Origin of the sequence: Kitasatospora sp. NPDC059462 (genome assembly GCF_042749955.1) — a bacterium.
Lineage (GTDB): Bacteria > Actinomycetota > Actinomycetes > Streptomycetales > Streptomycetaceae > Kitasatospora.
Genome location: NZ_JBHYUU010000163.1, coordinates 1 through 18,309, shown reverse-complemented (window position 1 = coordinate 18,309; position 18,309 = coordinate 1). Strand labels below are relative to the sequence as shown.

General features: G+C 75.8%; 11 protein-coding genes and 1 pseudogene. 4 read left to right on the top strand and 8 right to left on the bottom strand.

From position 1 onward, the window contains the following. Window positions 1-170 precede the first annotated feature (170 nt). Window positions 171-1,211 (bottom strand): MazG family protein, encoded by a 1,041-nt coding sequence (locus tag ACFXAM_RS30330; RefSeq protein ID WP_380296065.1) that lies wholly within the window; start codon window positions 1,209-1,211, stop codon window positions 171-173. A 176-nt stretch (window positions 1,212-1,387) separates the two neighbouring features. Between ACFXAM_RS30330 and ACFXAM_RS30325 the strand changes: the two are divergent. After that, window positions 1,388-2,062, top strand: a pseudogene (locus ACFXAM_RS30325) (phosphatase PAP2 family protein); the annotation flags it as partial. Between the two features lie 141 nt (window positions 2,063-2,203). Here ACFXAM_RS30325 and ACFXAM_RS30320 read toward each other — a convergent pair. The 5 genes from ACFXAM_RS30320 to ACFXAM_RS30300 all read right to left on the bottom strand — a co-directional run bounded on the left by ACFXAM_RS30320 (window position 2,204) and on the right by ACFXAM_RS30300 (window position 10,131). Then, complete coding sequence (locus ACFXAM_RS30320) at window positions 2,204-2,863, bottom strand: response regulator (RefSeq protein ID WP_380296066.1); 660 nt, start codon at window positions 2,861-2,863, stop codon at window positions 2,204-2,206. Window positions 2,864-2,939: 76 nt separating this feature from the next. Continuing rightward, window positions 2,940-4,343 (bottom strand): sensor histidine kinase, encoded by a 1,404-nt coding sequence (locus tag ACFXAM_RS30315; RefSeq protein ID WP_380296063.1) that lies wholly within the window; start codon window positions 4,341-4,343, stop codon window positions 2,940-2,942. 1,072 nt (window positions 4,344-5,415) lie between these two features. Continuing rightward, window positions 5,416-7,038 carry a protein kinase gene (locus ACFXAM_RS30310; protein WP_380296061.1) on the bottom strand — a complete coding sequence of 541 codons (1,623 nt, stop codon included), beginning with the start codon at window positions 7,036-7,038 and terminating at the stop codon, window positions 5,416-5,418. Further along, entirely contained in the window at window positions 7,035-7,808 is a 774-nt protein-coding gene (locus ACFXAM_RS30305; protein ID WP_380296059.1) for a hypothetical protein, read from the bottom strand. Before ACFXAM_RS30305 ends, ACFXAM_RS30310 begins: the two co-directional genes overlap by 4 nt. 178 nt (window positions 7,809-7,986) lie before the next feature. After that, complete coding sequence (locus ACFXAM_RS30300) at window positions 7,987-10,131, bottom strand: N-6 DNA methylase (RefSeq protein WP_380296057.1); 2,145 nt, start codon at window positions 10,129-10,131, stop codon at window positions 7,987-7,989. A 218-nt stretch (window positions 10,132-10,349) separates the two neighbouring features. Here ACFXAM_RS30300 and ACFXAM_RS30295 point away from each other — a divergent pair, with 218 nt between their 5' ends. After that, window positions 10,350-11,006, top strand: coding sequence for a DUF4352 domain-containing protein (locus ACFXAM_RS30295; RefSeq protein ID WP_380296056.1), 657 nt, complete (start codon window positions 10,350-10,352; stop codon window positions 11,004-11,006). Window positions 11,007-11,163: 157 nt separating this feature from the next. Here ACFXAM_RS30295 and mfd read toward each other — a convergent pair whose 3' ends face one another. Further along, on the bottom strand, window positions 11,164-14,793 hold the full coding sequence (mfd, locus tag ACFXAM_RS30290; RefSeq protein ID WP_380296054.1) for a transcription-repair coupling factor: 3,630 nt from the start codon (window positions 14,791-14,793) through the stop codon (window positions 11,164-11,166). A 587-nt stretch (window positions 14,794-15,380) separates the two neighbouring features. Here mfd and ACFXAM_RS30285 point away from each other — a divergent pair. Beyond that, window positions 15,381-16,697, top strand: a complete 1,317-nt coding sequence (locus ACFXAM_RS30285) for a nucleotide sugar dehydrogenase (protein WP_380296052.1) — start codon at window positions 15,381-15,383, stop codon at window positions 16,695-16,697. A 97-nt stretch (window positions 16,698-16,794) separates the two neighbouring features. Here ACFXAM_RS30285 and ACFXAM_RS30280 read toward each other — a convergent pair whose 3' ends face one another. Further along, on the bottom strand, window positions 16,795-17,112 hold the full coding sequence (locus ACFXAM_RS30280; RefSeq protein WP_380296050.1) for a beta/gamma crystallin domain-containing protein: 318 nt from the start codon (window positions 17,110-17,112) through the stop codon (window positions 16,795-16,797). Window positions 17,113-17,584: 472 nt separating this feature from the next. Here ACFXAM_RS30280 and ACFXAM_RS30275 point away from each other — a divergent pair, with 472 nt between their 5' ends. Further along, window positions 17,585-18,271, top strand: coding sequence for a hypothetical protein (locus ACFXAM_RS30275; protein ID WP_380296048.1), 687 nt, complete (start codon window positions 17,585-17,587; stop codon window positions 18,269-18,271). Window positions 18,272-18,309 lie beyond the last annotated feature (38 nt).

The window sequence follows — 18,309 nt, the reverse complement described above, 5'->3', positions numbered from 1 at the left end:
TATGGTGGTGGGGGGCAGCTTAAGTTTTGTATAATCGACTGGGTGGTGGGCCGGGCGCAGGGGCGGCGGGTGCAGGACGGGGCCGTCTTCTGAGGCGGCCGGCGCTGGACGCCCCGGCGGGCCGGGGCGCCGCCGCCGCGCGGGCCGCTCCCGCCGGACACCGGGCGGCGCTACTCCGCGGGCTTCAGGCCCTCCGCGGCGCGCACCGCGTCCCGGTAGCCGCGCGCCGAGGCCCGCAGCGCGGCGTCCACGTCGATCCCGGCGTCGTGCGCGCGCTGCGCCACCGCGAGCAGCAGCCGGCCCGCCGACTCCGCGGTGAGCTCGGCGGGCAGCTCGTACGGCTCGTCCGGCACGCCCGTGAAGCCGGCCCGGCGCACCCGTGAGACCAGCTTCGCCGCGTACGCGAGCGAGGGCAGCCCGGCCGGCACGCCGTCCAGCACCGACTCCCGCTCCGACTTCTCGGCCGCCTTGAGCGCCTCCCAGCTGGCCTCCACCTCCGCCGCGCCGCTCGCCTCGGCGTCGCCGAACACATGCGGGTGGCGGTACATCAGCTTGTCGACGATGTCGCCCGCCACGTCGTCGATCGAGAAGGCCCCGGTGGGGTGCTCCTCGGCGATCCGGGAGTGGAAGAAGACCTGGAGCAGGACGTCGCCCAGCTCCTCGCGGAGCATGTCGCGGTCCCCCTCCTCGATCGCCTCGACCAGCTCGTAGGCCTCCTCGACCAGGTACTTCACCAGGCTGGCGTGGGTCTGCTCGGCGTCCCACGGGCAGCCGCCCGGCGAGCGGAGCCGGTCCATCACGGAGACCAGGTCCAGCAGCCGCGCGCCCGGCAGGTCGTACGAGCCGGGCAGCACCTCGATCTCCGGCACCTCACCGGCGTGCTCGACGGCGAGGCGGGCCAGCGCGTCGGTCAGCCCGGGGTCGCCGTCCGGACTGCCCAGCCAGACCGTCGGACCGGCCTCCTCGGCGGACGGCCCGGCCGGCGCCTCGGTCAGCAGCCGGGCCAGCGCGGGGGCGGAGCCGGGCGCCACGATCCGGACCTCGACGCCGGCCTGCGCCACGGCGGGCAGCTGCGGGTGGGCGGGGTCGGCGGCGAGCACCCGGCCGGCCGACCGCAGCGCCTCCCAGGCGGGCCACGACAGCAGGCCGGGGGCCACCCGGTGGGTGGTGATGAGGAGGATCAGCTTGGGGCCGGGAGGATTCGTCGTCACACCCCGAACCTACCCGCCCGGCCCGCACCCCCGCCCCCGGATTCCGGAGCGTCCGCGGGCCCCGGCCGCTGCCGCCCGCACAGCCGGGCGGGGGCGTCAACCCTGACGATCGTCCAGGTCGGACCCTGTCTTTCGGGTCGGGCCGGCCGCCGCTCCCGGCGCCTACCGTCCGCGGCATGACGAACACGCTCAGGAACCGAACGGCCCTCGCGGTGGTGCTGCTGGGAGCGGGCACCGGCGCGGTCGGGTGGCTGGCGCCGGGGCGCGCGGGCGGGGACGGCCCGGTCCGGGTGGTCACCGGCTGGTCCGCCGCCGGTTACCGCCGGGTGGCCGAGGCCGTCGCCGACGCCCCGCCCCGGCTCGCCGCCCTGCTGGAGCCCGCCACCGAGGCCGGGCTGCTCGCGCTGGGTCTGCTGCTGGTGCTCGGCTGGTGGACGGCGCACGGGCGACGGGACGCGGGCGCGGTCGCGGGGGTCGCGCTCACCGGCCTCGGCACGGTGCTCGCGTACGGGACGAGCGAGCTGCTGAAGTCGGTGCTCGACGAGGAGCGGCCGTGCCGGGCGCTGTCCGCGCTGCCGTCCACCGCGCTCGCCGACTGCCCGCCGCCGGGCGACTGGTCGTTCCCCAGCAACCACGCGACGCTGGCCGTCGCGCTGGCCACCGGGCTGGTGCTGCTGCGGCCGCGCCGGGAGGCGTGGGCGGGGCCGGCGCGGTGGGCGAGGTGGGTGGCCCGCGCGAGGTGGGTGGCTGTGCCCGTCGGTCTGGGGACGGCCGGCCTGCGGGTCGCCGCCGGGGTGCACTACCCGCACGACGTGCTCGCCGGGGCGGCGCTGGGCGGGGCGGTCACGGCGGCGGTGGTCGTCGCCCTGCTGCCGTCCGCGACGGCGGCGGTCGGCGCGCTGGGCGGCGTGCGGCTGCTCGGGCCGCTGCTGCTCAGGCCGCTGCCGGTGGCCGTCGCGGCGCCGGTGCCCGTCGCGGCGCCCGCCCCGGGGTCAGGCCGGCGGGCCCGCCGCCAGGCCGGCCTCGTGGGCGAGGACGGCGGCGGCCGCCCGGTTGGCCACGCCCAGCCGCGCCAGGACGTTGCTGACGTGCGCCTTCACCGTGCCCTCCACCACCCCGATCCGGCGGGCGATCTGACCGTTGGACAGCCCGGCGGCGACCAGCGCCAGGACGTCCCGTTCACGGGCGGTCAGCCCGGCCACCCGGCGCTGCGCCGCGGCCCTGCGGTCGGCCGGGCCACCGGCCCCGGTGGCGGCGAGGTGGGCCACCACCCGGGCGGCCACCCGGGGTGAGAGGTAGGCCGCGCCGTCCGCCACCGACCGGACCCCGGCGATCAGCTCCTCCGGCTCGCCGGACTTGATCAGGAAGCCGTTGGCGCCCCCGCCGAGGGCCCGCAGGATGTAGTCGTCCTCGCCGAAGGTGGTCAGCATGACGATCCCGGTGGCCGCTCCGGTCCTGGTGGTGACGGCGCCGCGGCGGATCTCGGCGGCCGCGGCGATGCCGTCCGTGCCGGGCATCCGGATGTCCAGCACGGCGACGTCCGGGCGGTGGCGCCGGACCAGCTCCACCGCCTCCCGCCCGTCCCCGGTCTCGGCGACGATCTCGATCCCCGGGTCGGTGGCGAGCACCGCGCGCACCCCGGCCCGCACCATCGGCTCGTCGTCCGCGATCACCACCCGGATCGGTGCGCGGGCCCCGTCCGCCCGCTCCACGTCGTTCACCGGGCGCTCACCGGACCAGGGCGTCCAGGGAGATCAGCACGTCGTCCCGGAAGCAGAGCCGGTACGCGTCCCCGGAGCGGTCGTCGCCGAACGCCTCGGCCGTCATCGCGTAGTACTCGCACGTCACTCCCTCTCCCCCGGGCGGCGGGTCGCCCACGGACGGATGGTACGGAAACCGGTGGTCCGGCAGGACCCGCTGCACGGTGGCCCGGTCCTGGCCGACGCGCAACGACGCGTAGTCGGCGGGGTCGAGGACGGATCGGCCGGCCGCCTGGATCGTCCAGCCGCGCAGCGCGGCGGTGAGGGCCAGGGCGACGGTCAGCGGCGCCAGCACCACCGCCACCATCATCCGGCCCACCCGGCGGCGGGCCCGGCGCAGTTCACGGGCCGGCGACAGCGTGACCGGCCGCGGCGCCGGGGCACTCGCCGGGGCGCCGGAGCGCGGCAGCCGGGCGCCGACCTCGAAGCCGCCGTCGTCCCGGGGCCCGTACCGGAAGGTGCCGCCGGCCAGCCGGACCCGCTCGGCCAGGCCGATGAGGCCGCGGCCGCCCGTCACCGGACCGGGCGCACCTCCCCGGGGCGGCCCGTTGACCACCCGGATCCGGGCCCCGTCCGGGGAGTACCCGACCCGCACCGCGACCGGGGCCCCGGGGGCGTGCTTGGCGGCGTTGGTCAGCGCCTCCTGGACCACCCGGTAGGCGGCGTGCTCGGCCGCCCGCGGCAGCCCGTCCGGCTCACCGGTGACGGTCAGCCCGACGTCCAGGCCCGCCGCGGCCGCCTCCTCCACCAGCTGCGGGACGCCCGCGTCGGCCGGGCCCCGGGAGGCGTGGGCGTCCGTCTCGTCCCGCAGGACCCCGATCACCTCCCCGAGGCGTTCGACGGCGGCCGCCGCCCCCGCCCGGATCTCCTGGGCCGCCTCCCGGTGCGGCGGGGCCAGGCCGGGCGCCAGCTGCAGCGCGCCGACGCGCAGCGCGATCAGGCTGAGGTCGTGGCCGAGGGCGTCGTGCATGTCCTGGGCGATCCGGGCCCGCTCGCGCAGCCGCGCCTGCTCGGCCACCAGCTGCTGCTCACGCTCGGCCCGCTCCGCCCGCTCCCAGCCGGCCCGCACCAGTTCCTGCGACAGCCGCCAGAACCGGCCCACCATCCACGGGCCCATCCCGGCGCAGACCAGCACCGAGACCACCGAGATCGCCTGCTCGGACCGGTCCGGGACGACCACGGCCACCAGCGTCCCGGCCGTCACCAGGACCACCAGCAGCAGGGCCGCCACCCGCACCCGCTCCATCCGCACCCCGGCAGCGAACGCCGCCCCGGCCCCCGGCAGCACCCACCAGAACGACACCGCCGTCAGCCCGATCCCCCCGGCCGCCACCGCCAGCAGCGCCCACTCCACCCACCGATCTCTCCACACCCACCCGACCCTACGGACCCCGTCCCGCCCCCGAATCTGCCGAAAGTCATAGCCACCCCACCCAGCGCGGAAAGTCGGCCCCGCCGACTTCCCACTCCCGCCGGGGCAGCACCCGCCCAGCCGGCGCGGAAAGTCGAACCCGCCGACTTCCTACTCCCCGCCCGACGCAGCGAGCAGGTGGCCAGGTGGCGGTGGGGGTCCCGGGGAAGTGCGCGGCAACACCGCCCCGACCAGCGCAGGAAGTCCGCCCCGCCGACTTCCCACTCCCACACCCGACGCAGCGAGCGGGTGGCCAGGTGGCGGTGGGGGTCTCGGGGAAGTGGGCGGCAACACCGCCCCGGCCGGCGCAGGAAGTCCGCCCCACCGACTTCCCACTCCCATCCCGACCGCCTACCCCCACGCCAGGGCCGCAGGTGGGCGGAGGTCGGGCGGGCAACACCGGCCCGGCCAGCGCAGGAAGTCGGACGCGCCGACTTCCCACTCCCGCACCCGGGCAGCAGGTGGGCAGAAGGACTGGGGTGGGCGGCACAAGAAGTCGGGCCCGCCGACCTCCCACTCCTGCACCGGGGCAGCGGGTGAGCGGAGGTGGGAGGGGGCAACACCCGCCCGGCCAGCGCAGGAAGTCGGACCCGCCGACTTCCGGCTCCCATCCTGACCGCCTCCTCGGCCGCCTACCCCCACGCCAGGGCCGCAGGTGGGCGGAGGTCGGGCGGGCAGCACCGGCACGGCCAGCGTGGAAAGTCGGGCCCGCTGACTTCCCACTCCTGCACCGGGGCAGCGGGTGGGCGGAGGTGGGAGGGGCAACACCGGCCCGGCCAGCGTGGGAAGTCCGGCCCGCCGACTTCCCACTCCCCACACCCGGGCAGCAGGTAGGCAGAGGCTGGGGTGGGCGGCACAGGAAGTCGGGCCTGCCGACTTCCTGCTCCCACGCCGGGGGCGGCGGCGGGTGGGCGGCACCAGCACGGACAGCGTGGGAAGTCGGGCCCGCCGACTTTCGGCTCCCCACGCCTGGGCAGCAGGTGGGCAGAGGGGGAAGTCGGGCGTGTCGGCTCCCGCTCCTGTGCCGGGGTGGTCAGGGGTGTGGGGGCCAGGGGGTGGCGGTGGTGCGGTGGGGTTGGAGGGTGTCGAGGGTCTGGCGGAGGCGGCGGACGGAGGGGTGGTGGGGGCCCTCGCGGCGTTCGCGGTCGAAGAGGAGCTGGAGCAGCCAGGACCAGGCCGCTTCGGTCTCGCCGAGCGCGGCCAGCAGGACGCCGATCCGCTCCCGGAGGTCCAGCAGGCGTTCCGGTTCGGTCTCCGGCCACACCGCGAGCAGGGCCTGGTACTCGGCGAGGGCCTCCGCGCCCCGCCCCAGCTGTTCGAGGCACTCGGCGGCCCGGTAGCGCGGTTCCAGGGCCCGGCGGCCGTGCGGTCCGCCCTCGGCGGTCGTCGCGAGCAGCCGGTACTCCGCCAGGGCCTCGTGGTGGCGCCGCTCCTGGAGCAGCGTGCGGGCGTAGATGGTCCGGACGGTGCGGACCATCGCGGCGCCGTCACCGAGTTCGGCCCGGCCCCGCGTCAGCAGTCGGGCGGCGAGGTCGAGCACCTCGGCACGCCGGCCCGCGTCGACCAGGTCGGAGAGCCGGGCGCAGGCCGCCGCGAAGTCCTCGCCCACCGCGACGGGCGCCGGAGCCGGAACGGCGGCCGGCAGGAACGGGGGCGGCACGGCCCGCACCAGTGGTGCCGCCGGTGCGGCGCCGGCCGGCCGGGGCTGCGGCTGGAGCGGGTGCCGGTACGGCCGGGCCGGGTCGGGCAGCGGCCCGTACCGGGGTTGCGGCACGGGGACGGCGGCGGGCAGCAGCGGCAGCAGCCGCCCGTAGACCTCCTGGGCGTCGGCCGGGCGGTCCTGCGGCCGCTTGGCGAGCAGGTCGAGGACCAGCCGCTCCAGCGGCGCCGGCACCTCGGGACGCAGTTCGCGCAGCGGCACCGGTGGGTCGTCGACGTGCCGGCGCAGCAGCCCGAGGGCGGTGGGTGCGCGGAACGGTCCCTCGCCGGTCAGCATCTCGTGCAGCAGGCAGCCGAGCGCGTACAGGTCGCTGCGCGGGTCGACGGCGGTGGAGAGCGCCTGTTCCGGCGCCATGTAGGGGGGACTGCCGATCAGGGCGCCGGTGAGCGTGAGGCGGGTGGCGGCGGGGTCGATCGCGGTGGCGATGCCGAGGTCGAGCAGGACGGTCCGGCCGTCCTCACGGACCATCACGTTGCTGGGCTTGAGGTCCCGGTGGACGACCGGCACGGCGTGGACGGCGGCCAGCGCGGCGCAGAGCTGGGCGGCCACCGAGACCGCCCGGTCGACCGGGAACGGCGCGTCCTCGGCGATGAGGTCGGCGAGGCTGACGCCGGGCACGCGCTGCATGACGAGGTAGAGCTCGCCGCCCTCCTCGCCCGCGTCGAAGACGGTGACCAGGCCGGGGTGGTCGAGGGCGGCGGTGGTGCGGCACTCGCGCAGGAAGCGGTGGCGCAGTTCGTCGGCGTGCCGCCGGTGTTCGGCGGTGGCGGGGTCGGCGGCGCCGGTGGCGGCGAGGAGGTGGTCGGTGCGCAGCAGCTTGACGGCGACCGGGCGGGCGAGCCGTTCGTCGCGGCCGGCCCAGACCTGGCCCATGCCGCCGTGGCCGATCTTCTCGGTGAGGTGGTAGCGGCCGCCGATCACCCGGGCGACGGTCACGGGCGGTCCTCGCGGGCCTGCCGGCGCAGCAGTTCGCCGAGTTCACGCAGTTCGTCGGAGGTCGCGGGCCCGGCAGCGGCGGCCCCGGGACCGGCGGGTCCGGGACCGGCGGCGCGCACGGGCGGGTGGGAGATCGCCGACGGGTGGGAGTCGACGGCCGGGTACGGCCGGGCGGCCTGCGGGTAGGGGGCGGCGGCCCCGTACGGCTGGGCGGCCGGGTAGGGCTGCACGGGCTGCGGGTACGGCCCCACCGGTCCCGCCGGCGCGGCGGGCACCGGGTAGCCGTACCCGGTCGCCCCGGCCGCCGGGGCGTAGGGGCCGGCCGGGACCCGGCCGGACGCCCAGACCACCTGGCGGTCCATCAGCAGGAAGTGCACCGGCGGGGTGAACCACAGCAGCACCATCATCGTGGTGCCGATCGCGTCGGCGACCGGGGCGTCGCCCTTGGGGTAGCTGCCGGCGATCCCCATGCAGATGAAGAAGGTGAGGAAGACCCCGGCGTAGACGACCGCGCCGAGGATGTCGTACGCCCGGCGGCGGCGGACCGCCAGCAGCAGCGAGGGGACCATCCCGAGCAGCCCGAAGGAGAGCAGCGGCGCGAGGACCGCCAGGACCCGGCCGAGCACGCCGTACGGTCGGCCCTGGCCTCCGGGCCCCTGCTGGGGAACCGCCATGGTCGGGGCGTAGGCCTGCGGACCGGCGCCGGGTATGCCGCCGGTCGGCGTGCCACCGGGCGGTGGGCCGAACTGCCCGGGGTACTGCCCTGACATGCGCACTCCTGAGCGGTGAGGACGACGGCGGTCCCGATCACGGAACCGGCTCCGCACACCGTACCGCCCGCGCCCGTCACGCCGGAGTCCTTCTGCCGTACCCGAATCACCCGCCACCGCGGGCCGCCCGCCCGGCCCGGGAGCAGGAAGTCGGCCGGGCCGGCTTCCTGCTCCGGCGTCACCGGGCCTGCGGAGGCTCGGCGGTGCCGGAAGCGAGGGCGTCGGTGGCGGACTGGGTGAGGGTGCGGCCCAGCGCGGCGGCGCGTTGCAGGGCGGTGTCGAAGGCGGCGAGCCGGGCGAAGGCGGCGCCGAGCCGGCGCTGTTCGGTGATCGGCAGACGCGGCAGCTCGACCCGGCGGATGTCGAGGCGGGTGGTGGTGGAGGCGTGGCTGGCGGCCCGGCGGGCGGCGGCCGTGGAGCGCAGGTGACCGGCCAGGAAGTCCGGGTCGAGGGCGGCCGGGTCGGGGCGGAGCAGGTGGAGCTGGCGGCCGAGGGCGGCGCCGGCGGGCGGGCCGTCCGGGCCGACGACGCGGGCGGTGCCGCCGCCGAGGGCGGGGACGAGGACGTCGCCGGGGCGGGTCAGCGGCAGGGCATCGGCGCCGGCGGCGGACCGGTCGAGGACGGCGCCGGGTGCGCCGCCGGTGACCAGGTCCTGGTCGGTGAGGACGCGGGTGCCCGCCGGGTCCGCATCGGCCGGGAGGGCGGGCGCACCGGTGCCGGAGGAGTGCACGTCCAGCAGCCCGGCGCGGACCAGCTCGCCCAGCGTGACGACCGCGCCGCCACCGGCACCGCCGCCCGCTCCACCGGCCGGCTCGGGCAGCAGGGCCCCGGGGTCGGCGAGCCCGGCCAGCAGCTCGGTCAGCCGGCCGCTGAGGTGGGACAGCCCGGCGGCGCCGCCGGGCGGGGCGGCCGGCGGGACGTGACGGGTGGGCGAGAGGTCGGTCTCGTCGTCGAGCAGGTCGATCGCCGCCACGGTCCGGTGCCGGCCGGGTCGGTCCTCGGGCAGCGGCAGGCCCTCGCGGGCCGCGAGGTCGAAGGCCCGCCAGGCGTCCACGACGGTGCGGCGCAGCTCGGGCCAGCGCACCTTGTCGCGGCCGCCCTCGGCGACCTCGGCGGAGCTCGCCGAGGCGGAGGCGGCGTCCAGCATCAGCACCTGGCGGAAGTCGTCGCCGGGGCGGGGGGCGCGCAGCACCCAGAGGTGGAGCGGGACCCCGTACGGGGGCGCGACGCCCGCCGGGAGCGCGACGACGGCGCGCAGCGCGCCGGAGCGCAGCAGTTCGGCGCGGACCCGGCGGCCGGCCCGGCGGGTGGCGACGGTCGGCGGGAGCAGCAGGGCGGCGAGCCCGCCGGGGCGGGTGTGGGCGAGGCAGTGCAGCACCCAGGCGAGCTCGGACTCGCCGCGCGGCGGGACGAGGCCGCCGGGCCAGCGCCGGTCGAACTGCAGCTCGTCGTGGCCCCAGTCCCGTTCGTTGTAGGGGGGCTGGCAGAGCACCGCGTCGAAGGTGTGGCCGGTGTAGGCGTCGGCGCGCAGGGCGTCGCCGGGGCGGAGCTCGACCGGGAGCGGGGCGGGGTCGGCGGCGGGCGCGTGCAGGGCGAGCCGGAGCCCGGCGAGCGCGGCGGTGACCGGGTCGGCGTCCTGGCCGTAGCGGTCGGTGGTGGACGGCAGGGCGAGCAGCAGCGCGCCGAGGCCGGCGGCGGGGTCGAGCACGGTGGCGGGGACGCCCGCGACGCCGGCGAGCAGCTCGGCGGCCTCCGGCGGGGTGGGGCTGAGCTGGCGGGTGTTGGCCTCGGCGTAGCGGGTGAGGAGCTGTTCGAAGGCACCGGCCGGGCCGGCCGCGGCGGCGAGTTCGGCGAGCAGCCGGGCGAGGTCCAGTTCGGTGGAGCCGAGCAGTCCGGACCCGTGCAGGCCGGCGGCGCCGTCGGGGCCGAGCACGGTGCGGACGGTGTCGGCGAGGGCGCGCGGCAGGCCGGTGGCGAGCTTGGTGTCCGGCAGGCCGGTGAGCGCGTTCCAGCGCTCCGGCGCGCGGTGGTGCAGCAGCAGGACGCTGCCGGCCCGGACCAGCGGGGCGGCCGGGTGGCCGTCCGGGTCGCGCAGGGTCTCGACGAGCCGCCAGACCCGTTCGAGCAGGGGCAGTTCGGCGATCTTTCCCTGGGCCCTGAGCCAGGACTCCACGTCGGTGAGCGCGAAGGTCGGGCTGCTGTCGGTGCCGCCGACCGGGCGGGGGAAGTCGGGGTGGCGGCGGCGCCAGTTGCTGACGGCGGCGCGGCCCACCCCGGCGAGGCGGGCGATCTCGACGGCGGTCACCTCGGGACGGTCCGGCATGGGGGCTCCTTCGGCGGCGATCCGCAGCGGCGGCGGCACGGGTGGTGTGACCACACAGCATATCCAGCACCCCCGGTCGAGGCGTTCACACGTGAACGGAGAGGTTCGATGAATCATTGTTGACACGGTTCACAGCCCGTGGTGTGATCTCTCCTGTCGACAGCAGGTCGGCGCGCAGCAGAGAAGAAGAACAAGAACCGAGGCCCGAGGAGACAGCCATGTCCGCCACCACCCGCCGCACCCGCCGCACCGCCGTCCTGCTGGCCGGCGCCGCGCTCGTCGCCCTCACCGCGACGGCCTGCGACTCCACCGGCGGCCCGTCCGTCTCCACCGAGGCCAAGCAGACCGCCGCCGCCCCGGCACCCGGCGACTCCGCCGCCGCGGTCAAGCCGGCCGACAGCCGGCCCGCCGAGAGCAAGGCCGCCGAGAGCAAGCCGGCCGAGGCGGCCAAGGCCCCGGCCAAGATCGGCGACACCATCGCCCTCAAGGGCACCCTGGAGAAGGGCAACACCGCCGACGTCACCGCCGTGAAGGTGGTCGACCCGGCGGCGAGCACCAACGAGTACCTCACCGCGGCGGACGGCAAGCACTACGTCGCCGTGCAGTTCCAGATCAAGGCGACCGGCTCCAAGGCGTACAGCGAGGCGCCCTGGAGCAGCGCCAAGGTGATCGACGACCAGGGCCAGGCGTACGGCCCGACGCTCGCCGACACCAAGGCCGGCCCGTCCTTCCAGACCCCCACCAACATCGCCGCCGGCGAGACCGGCAAGGGCTTCGTGGTCTTCGAGGTCCCCAACGGCACCAAGCTCGACAAGGTCCAGTTCTCCCTGGACAACGGCTTCGCCGACCAGGTCGGCCAGTGGAAGATCGGCTGACCGCCCTGTTCACGGCTGGCCCGCCCGGCACCGACCACCCGGCACCGACCCGCCGGCCCGGCACCGGTCCACCCACGACGACGGCGGTCCCGGGCGCCATCGCCCGAGACCGCCGCCACCCCTGCGGTACCCCGCGGGTCCCCCCGCCCGGGGTCCGCTACTTCCTGGCCCCCGCCAGGTCGTCGAACATGGTCGACAGGAACTCCCGGGACCACGCCAGCAGCTCCCGCCCGACCAGCGGCTTGCCGCCGATCCGCCCGGTCGACGGGCGCGGCACCAGCAGCTGCTGGGTCGCCGCCTTCACCTGGCTGCGCGGGTAGAGCCGGTTCAGCCGCAGCTGCTGCGACTCCCGCAGCTCGACCGGCCCGAACCGCACGTGGGAGCCCTGCAGGGTGATGTCCGCGATGCCGCACCGCCGGGCGTACAGCCGCAGCGCCGCCACCAGGAGCAGGTTCTCCACCGGCTCGGGCAGCTTGCCGTACCGGTCGACCAGCTCGTCGCGGACCTGGGTGATGTCCTCCTCCGAGTTGACCGCCGCGATCGAACGGTAGGCCTGGAGCCGCAGCCGCTCCCCCGGCGCGTAGTCGTGCGGCACATGGGCGTCGACCGGCAGTTCGATCTTCACCTCCAGCGGCTCCTCCTCCGCCTCGCCGCCGCCCGCCAGCGACTCCCGGAACTCGGCCACCGCCTCCCCGACCATCCGCATGTAGAGGTCGAAGCCGACGCCCGCGATGTGCCCGGACTGCTCGCCGCCGAGCAGGTTGCCGGCCCCGCGGATCTCCAGGTCCTTCATCGCCACGTACATGCCGGCGCCCATCTCGGTGTGCTGGGCGATGGTGGCCAGCCGCTCGTGCGCCGTCTCGGTCAGCGGCTTCTCCGGCGGGTACAGCATGTACGCGTACCCGCGCTCCCGCCCGCGGCCCACCCGGCCGCGCAGCTGGTGCAGCTGGGAGAGGCCGAAGGTGTCACCGCGCTCGACGATGAGCGTGTTGGCGTTGGAGATGTCGATGCCGGACTCCACGATCGTGGTCGACACCAGGACGTCGAACTCCTTCTCCCAGAAGTCGACGACCACCTTCTCCAGCTGGGTCTCGCCCATCTGACCGTGCGCGGTGGCGATCCGCGCCTCCGGCACCAGGTCCTTCAGCCGGGCGGCCGCCTTGTCGATCGACTCGACCCGGTTGTGGATGTAGAACACCTGGCCCTCGCGCAGCAGCTCACGCCGGATCGCCGCCGAGATCTGCTTCTCGTCGTACGGTCCGACGAAGGTCAGCACCGGGTGCCGCTCCTCCGGCGGGGTGGTGATGGTGGACATCTCGCGGATGCCGGTGACGGCCATCTCCAGGGTGCGCGGGATCGGGGTCGCGGACATGGTGAGCACGTCCACGTTGGCCCGCAGCTTCTTCAGCTGCTCCTTGTGCTCGACGCCGAAGCGCTGCTCCTCGTCGACGATGACCAGCCCGAGGTCCTTGAAGCGGGTCTCCGAGGAGAACAGCCGGTGGGTGCCGATGACGACGTCCACCGAGCCCTCGAACAGCCCCTCCAGCACGGCCTTCGCCTCGCTGTCCGTCTGGAACCGGGACAGCGCCTTCACGTTCACCGGGAAGTTGGCGTACCGCTCGGCGAAGGTCGAGAAGTGCTGCTGCACCAGCAGCGTGGTCGGCACCAGCACCGCCACCTGCTTGCCGTCCTGCACCGCCTTGAAGGCCGCGCGCACCGCGATCTCGGTCTTGCCGTAGCCGACGTCGCCGCAGATCAGCCGGTCCATCGGGACGGACTTCTCCATGTCCGACTTGACCTCGGCGATGGTGGTCAGCTGGTCCGGCGTCTCCGCGTAGGGGAAGGCGTCCTCCAGCTCCCGCTGCCACGGGGTGTCCGGGCCGAAGGTGTGGCCGGGCGCGGCCATCCGGGCCGAGTACAGCTTGATGAGGTCGGCGGCGATCTCCTTGACGGCCTTCTTGGCCCGCTGCTTGGTCTTCGCCCAGTCCGCGCCGCCGAGCCGGTGCAGCGTCGGGGCCTCGCCGCCGACGTACTTGGTGACCTGGTCGAGCTGGTCGGTCGGCACGAACAGCCGGTCGCCGGGGTGGCCGCGCTTGGCGGGCGCGTACTCCAGCACCAGGTACTCGCGGGTGGCGCCCTGCACGGTGCGCTGCACCATCTCCACGTACCGGCCGACGCCGTGCGCCTCGTGCACCACGTAGTCGCCGGCGACCAGCGCCAGCGGGTCGATCGCGTTGCGGCGCCGGGAGGGCATCCGCCGCATGTCCTTGGTGGAGGACTTCTGGCCGGACAGGTCGGTCTCGGTGATGACGGTCAGCCTGAGCGCCTCGTCGACGAAGCCGTACTCGATCGAGCCGCAGGCGACGTGCACGACGTCCCGGGTCGGCGCCTCGGACAGGTCGGCGACCAGCCGGGCCGGGATGCCCTCGTTGCCGAGCACCTCGGCGAGCCGGGAGGCCGGACCGTGCCCCTCGGTCACCATGACGACCCGCCAGTCGGCGGCGAGCCGCTCCTTGGCGTCGGCGATCGCCCGCGCGGTGTCGCCCCGGTACGCCTCGACCGCGTGCATGCCGAGGGTCAGGGTGTTGACGTCGAACTCCAGCAGGCCGTCGACCGTGGCGTCGCTGGTCGCGAACGGGCTGACCGACCACCACGGCAGGCCGATCTCGGCGGCGTGCTCGCGCACCTCGGCGAGCGACCGCAGCGAGGCGGCCGAGACGTCGATCGCCTCCAGGTCGATCGGCCGGTCGCCACCGGCCGCGGCCGCCACCCAGGAGGCGTGCAGGAACTCCTGGCTGGTCGCCACCAGGTCGGCGGCGCGGGTGCGGACCCGCTCGGGGTCGCAGACCACCGCGACCGAGCCGAGCGGCAGCACGTCCAGCAGCAGTTCCATGTCGTCGACCAGCACGGGCGCCAGCGACTCCATGCCCTCGACCGCGATGCCCTCGGCGATCTTGTCCAGGATCTCCGCCAGCCCCGGGTGCTCGGCGGACAGCCCGGCGGCCCGGGCCCGCACCTCGTCGGTCAGCAGCAGTTCACGACAGGGCGGCGCCCACAGGCCGTGCTCGGCGATCTCCAGCGACCGCTGGTCGGCCACCTTGAAGTACCGGATCTCCTCGACGTCGTCGCCCCAGAACTCCACCCGCAGCGGGTGCTCCTCGGTCGGCGGGAAGACGTCCAGGATGCCGCCGCGCACCGCGAACTCGCCGCGCTTCTCGACCAGTTCGACGCGGGAGTAGGCGGCCGCGGCGAGCCGCCGGGCGATCTCCTCCAGATCGTGCGACTCGCCCCGCCCGACGGCCACCGGCTCCAGCTCGGCCAGCCCCTTCACCTGCGGCTGGAGCACCGAGCGGACCGGCGCCACGATCACCTGCACCGGCCCGGCCGCCGGGTCGTCGGCCCGCGGGTGGACGATCCGGCGCAGCACGGCGAGCCGGCGCCCGACCGTGTCGGAGCGCGGCGAGAGCCGCTCGTGCGGCAGCGTCTCCCAGGCCGGGAACTCGGCGACCGCGTCCGGCGGCAGCAGCGAGCGGAGCGAGGCGGCGAGGTCCTCGGCCTCCCGGCCGGTGGCGGTGACGGCCAGCACCGGACGGCCCCGCTCGCCGGCCGCCTGCCCGGCGAGCGCGCGGGCGAGCGCGGCGATCGCGAACGGCCGGGCGGCGGGCGGTCCGACCAGGTCGAGGTGACGGCGGCCGCCGGCCGCGGCACCGGGGGCGGTCGCGGCCTCGATCGCCTCGGCGAGGGCCGCGTCCCGCGCGACGACATCGAGCAGTCCGGTCAGGCTCATCTGGAGTCTCTTCTTCGTCCCGTGGCTGGTGCTGCCCTGGAGGCCGGAGGGCCCGTCCGGGCAACGCGAACGGCCCGGCACGCCGAGCGGCCGGGGGTCTCCAGCCTACGCCGCGCGGCCGACCCGCACCCGGTGCACGGCCGGGGCCGGACCGGGCGCGGTCAGGCGCGGACGAACCACCGGCCGCGCGCCGTCGCTCCCGTCGTGGGGCGGGCTGTTTCCGGGCCGTCGCGATCCGCCACGAACTGGACATACTCCTGTCACTGCCCGTCCATGGAGATCGCGCACCATGGAGAACGTGCCCGCCGCACCCAACCGTGGGGGATGGCTGCGAGGGCACGGTCGCACACCCGATGGGGGTCGGGCGTGCGAGGCCGGGCGACCCTGGGTGGGGGCGCCCGCCCACGCGCCGGGAACCGTGGCGCCCTTTCCTGGAGGGCGCCACGGGTCTCGGCCTCACTCTTTCCCCGGCCCGGTCCCGGGAATGCCCGCGCGGCCGGCCCCCGCTCCCTACCCTGGGACGTGAAACTGCGGGGGCGACGCCCGGAGGGGCCAGGGGAGCGCCGCGGTGGAGGGGGTTCGTCGTCATGCGCGTCGTCATCGCGGGCCAGGGCTGTACGGGGCTGCCGCTCGCGGTCCGCGCGGCCGAGGCCGGACACCGGGTGATCGGCTACGACGTGGACGAGCACCGGATCAAACGGCTGACCGTCGGCGAGTCCGACGTCGAGGACGTCCCGGCCGGCCGGCTGCGGCCGCTGCTGGAGGACGGCAGCTACCTGCCGTCCGCCGATCCGTCCGACGTGGCGGGCTTCGACATCGCGGTGATCACGGTGCCCACGCCGCTGCGCGACGGCGTGCCCGACCTGTCGCCCATCGAGGACTCGGCCGCCCTGCTGGCCCCGCACCTGCGGCCCGGGGCGGGCGTCGTCCTGGAGTCGACCGGCTACCCCGGCACCACCGAGGAACTGCTCGCGCCGCTGCTGGAGGCGGGGTCCGGGCTGACCGCCGGGCGGGACTTCCACCTCGGCTGCAGCCCCGAGCGGATCGACCCGGGCAACCCGGTCTGGCGGCTGGAGAACACCCCGAAAGTGGTCTCCGGGATCGACCCGGCCTCGCTGGCCGTGGTCGAGGGCTTCTACGGCGGGCTGGTCGAGCGGACCGTCCCGGTCTCCTCGTGCAGGGAGGCCGAACTGACCAAGCTGCTGGAGAACGCCTTCCGTCAGGTGAACGTCGCCCTGGTCAACGAGCTGGCGATGTTCGCGCACGACCTCGGCATCGACGTCTGGACGGCCATCGACGCGGCCGCCACCAAGCCGTTCGGCCATCTGCGCTTCACCCCCGGCCCGGGGGCCGGCGGGCCCTGCCTGCCGATCGACCCGACCCACCTGCCCTGGCGGACGGAGCGGGCGCTCGGCCGGTCGTTCCGCTTCGTCGAGCTGGCCAACGACGTCAACGGCCACATGCCCGACTACGTGGTCCGCCGGCTCGCCGCGGCGCTGGACGACCGGCGGTGCCCGGTCGAGGGCTCGCGGGTGCTGCTGCTCGCGCCGGCGCAGCCGGGGTGCACCGGTGGCGCCCGGGAGACGCCGGCCGCCCGGATCGCCGAGCTGCTGGTCCGGATGGGCGCCGAGGTCCGGGTCGCCGACCCGCGCGTGGTGGTCGGGGTGCACGTGCCCGAGCCGGTCGTCCCCGGCCCGCGGGCCGCCGGGCACGCCCCGTACGGGGACCCGTCCGCCGCGGTCCGCCGGGTGGACGCGAGCCCGCAGGAGCTGGCGGCGGCGGACGCGGTGGTGCTGCTCGCCGACCACGACGAGGTCGACCACGAGGCGGTCACCACCCACGCCCGGTACGTGCTGGACTGCCGGCGCCGGCCGGCCCCGGGCGCCACGGTCGAGGTGCTCTGACCCTTCGGAGACGGTGCCGGGCGACCGCACCCGCCCGGCACCGCGGGTCAGCGGGCCTCCTCGCCCGCGCGGGCCCGCGGGGCCCGTCCTCCCGCTCCTACCAGCGGGAGAGGTTGATGTCGTACATCGTCACCTCGTGGCCCACGTGGCCGTTGAAGTCGTACTGCTCCCAGTTGAAGACGGTCCAGGAGCCCATGCTGCCGCCGAGGTACGTGATGACCTTGTTGTTCCCGGCGTCGATCCGGTCGACGTTGTAGACGCGCACCGCCATCCACCCGTCGTTCGCGAAACAGAGCGTGCCGCCGTAGCCGTAGTTGTAGACCTTCGCGAAATCGGTGCGGCCTCCGCAATCGACCCGGTTGACGGCCTCGGCATTCGCGGCCGGCAGTAACGTCGCGGCCGCCGCGACGAGCACGGCGAGTGCTCCGACCCGGCGGCCCAGAACATTTCCGGAACGAGGTCCCGAAGGACGTTCCGAATGATTTGTGCGGCGAATCATATGAACCCTCCGAAGGGTAGCGGCTGCGACTCCAGAGGCTGACATGGCGCCGCACGGCCGAACAGTTCTTTTCCGGCCAAGCCGCACCGTCCCGGCGCCTCCCGGGCCGCCCCGCACAAGCATGCGCTAGGGTCCGAACAGTCCTGCCGTTCCTGAGGATCGGAGCTTCCGCTTGGCCCGCCCACCGCATTTCGGACGATTCACCGCGACCGCTGCTGCAGTCGTTCTGTCGGCCTTTTTCACAGGCTGCTCCGGGCCCTCCGCAGGGGGTTCCGCGGATTCCGCCCTGACCCCTCCCGCGATCGACGCACCGAAAGCCCCGGAATCCGGCCGGGCCGGAATGACCGGACTTCCGCTTTCCGCTTACCAGTCCGACGACCAGGCCGCCGTGAAGGAGATTCGGGTCCGCAATGCGCTGATCGTCTCCTGCATGCACCGGGCCGGCTACACCGGCTTCCGCGGGGACGGCCTTCAGGAGGCACGCCCCCCGGACAACGCCACCGCGCTGCCCGCCGGCGCCTGGGGGTACCTCGGGGCCGAGATCGCCGGCGTCCAGGGCTTCCACGTGCCCCGGACGGCCGGTCCCGGCCCGGGCGCGGAGGCGCCGGCGGCCGGGTCCGGCGAGGCCTACGACAGCGCCCGGATCGACTGCGACCGGCAGACCCTCGAACGGATCGGCGCGCCGCCGGCGCCGGGGGCCGACCTCCTCGGGCGGCTCTTCTCGGACTCCATGACCGCCACCGGACGGGACGGCCGGGTCACGGCGGCGACCGCGCAGTGGGCCGACTGCATGGCGGCCGCGGGCTTCCGGGCCGCCGACCCGCGGTCCTTCCCGGAGCCCTACCGTGCCGCGCCGCAGGCCACCCCGGCCGAACTGGCCGCCGCCCGGGCCGACGCCGACTGCACCACCCGCAGCAACCTGGCCGCGATCTGGTTCACCGTCCTGGCGGGCTACCAGCGCCAGCAGATCGACCGCAACGGCCCGGCCCTGAACGCCCACCGCGAGGCCGTCCGCGCCCAGGACGCCAAGCTCACCCGGCTGCTCGCCGAGGGGGACGCCGGGCCGACCCCGTGAACGCCACCGGGCCCCGGACGCCGGGAGGGGTCCGGGGC

Excerpts from the sequence above, each read along its gene's own strand:
- ACFXAM_RS30320 (WP_380296066.1), bottom strand. The coding sequence starts at position 2,863 with ATGGTGCGGGCCGGGGTGCGCGCGGTGCTCGCCACCGACCCGGGGATC.
- ACFXAM_RS30305 (WP_380296059.1), bottom strand. The coding sequence starts at position 7,808 with ATGTCAGGGCAGTACCCCGGGCAGTTCGGCCCACCGCCCGGTGGCACG.
- ACFXAM_RS30300 (WP_380296057.1), bottom strand. The coding sequence starts at position 10,131 with ATGCCGGACCGTCCCGAGGTGACCGCCGTCGAGATCGCCCGCCTCGCC.
- ACFXAM_RS30295 (WP_380296056.1), top strand. The coding sequence starts at position 10,350 with ATGTCCGCCACCACCCGCCGCACCCGCCGCACCGCCGTCCTGCTGGCC.
- mfd (WP_380296054.1), bottom strand. The coding sequence starts at position 14,793 with ATGAGCCTGACCGGACTGCTCGATGTCGTCGCGCGGGACGCGGCCCTC.
- ACFXAM_RS30285 (WP_380296052.1), top strand. The coding sequence starts at position 15,381 with ATGCGCGTCGTCATCGCGGGCCAGGGCTGTACGGGGCTGCCGCTCGCG.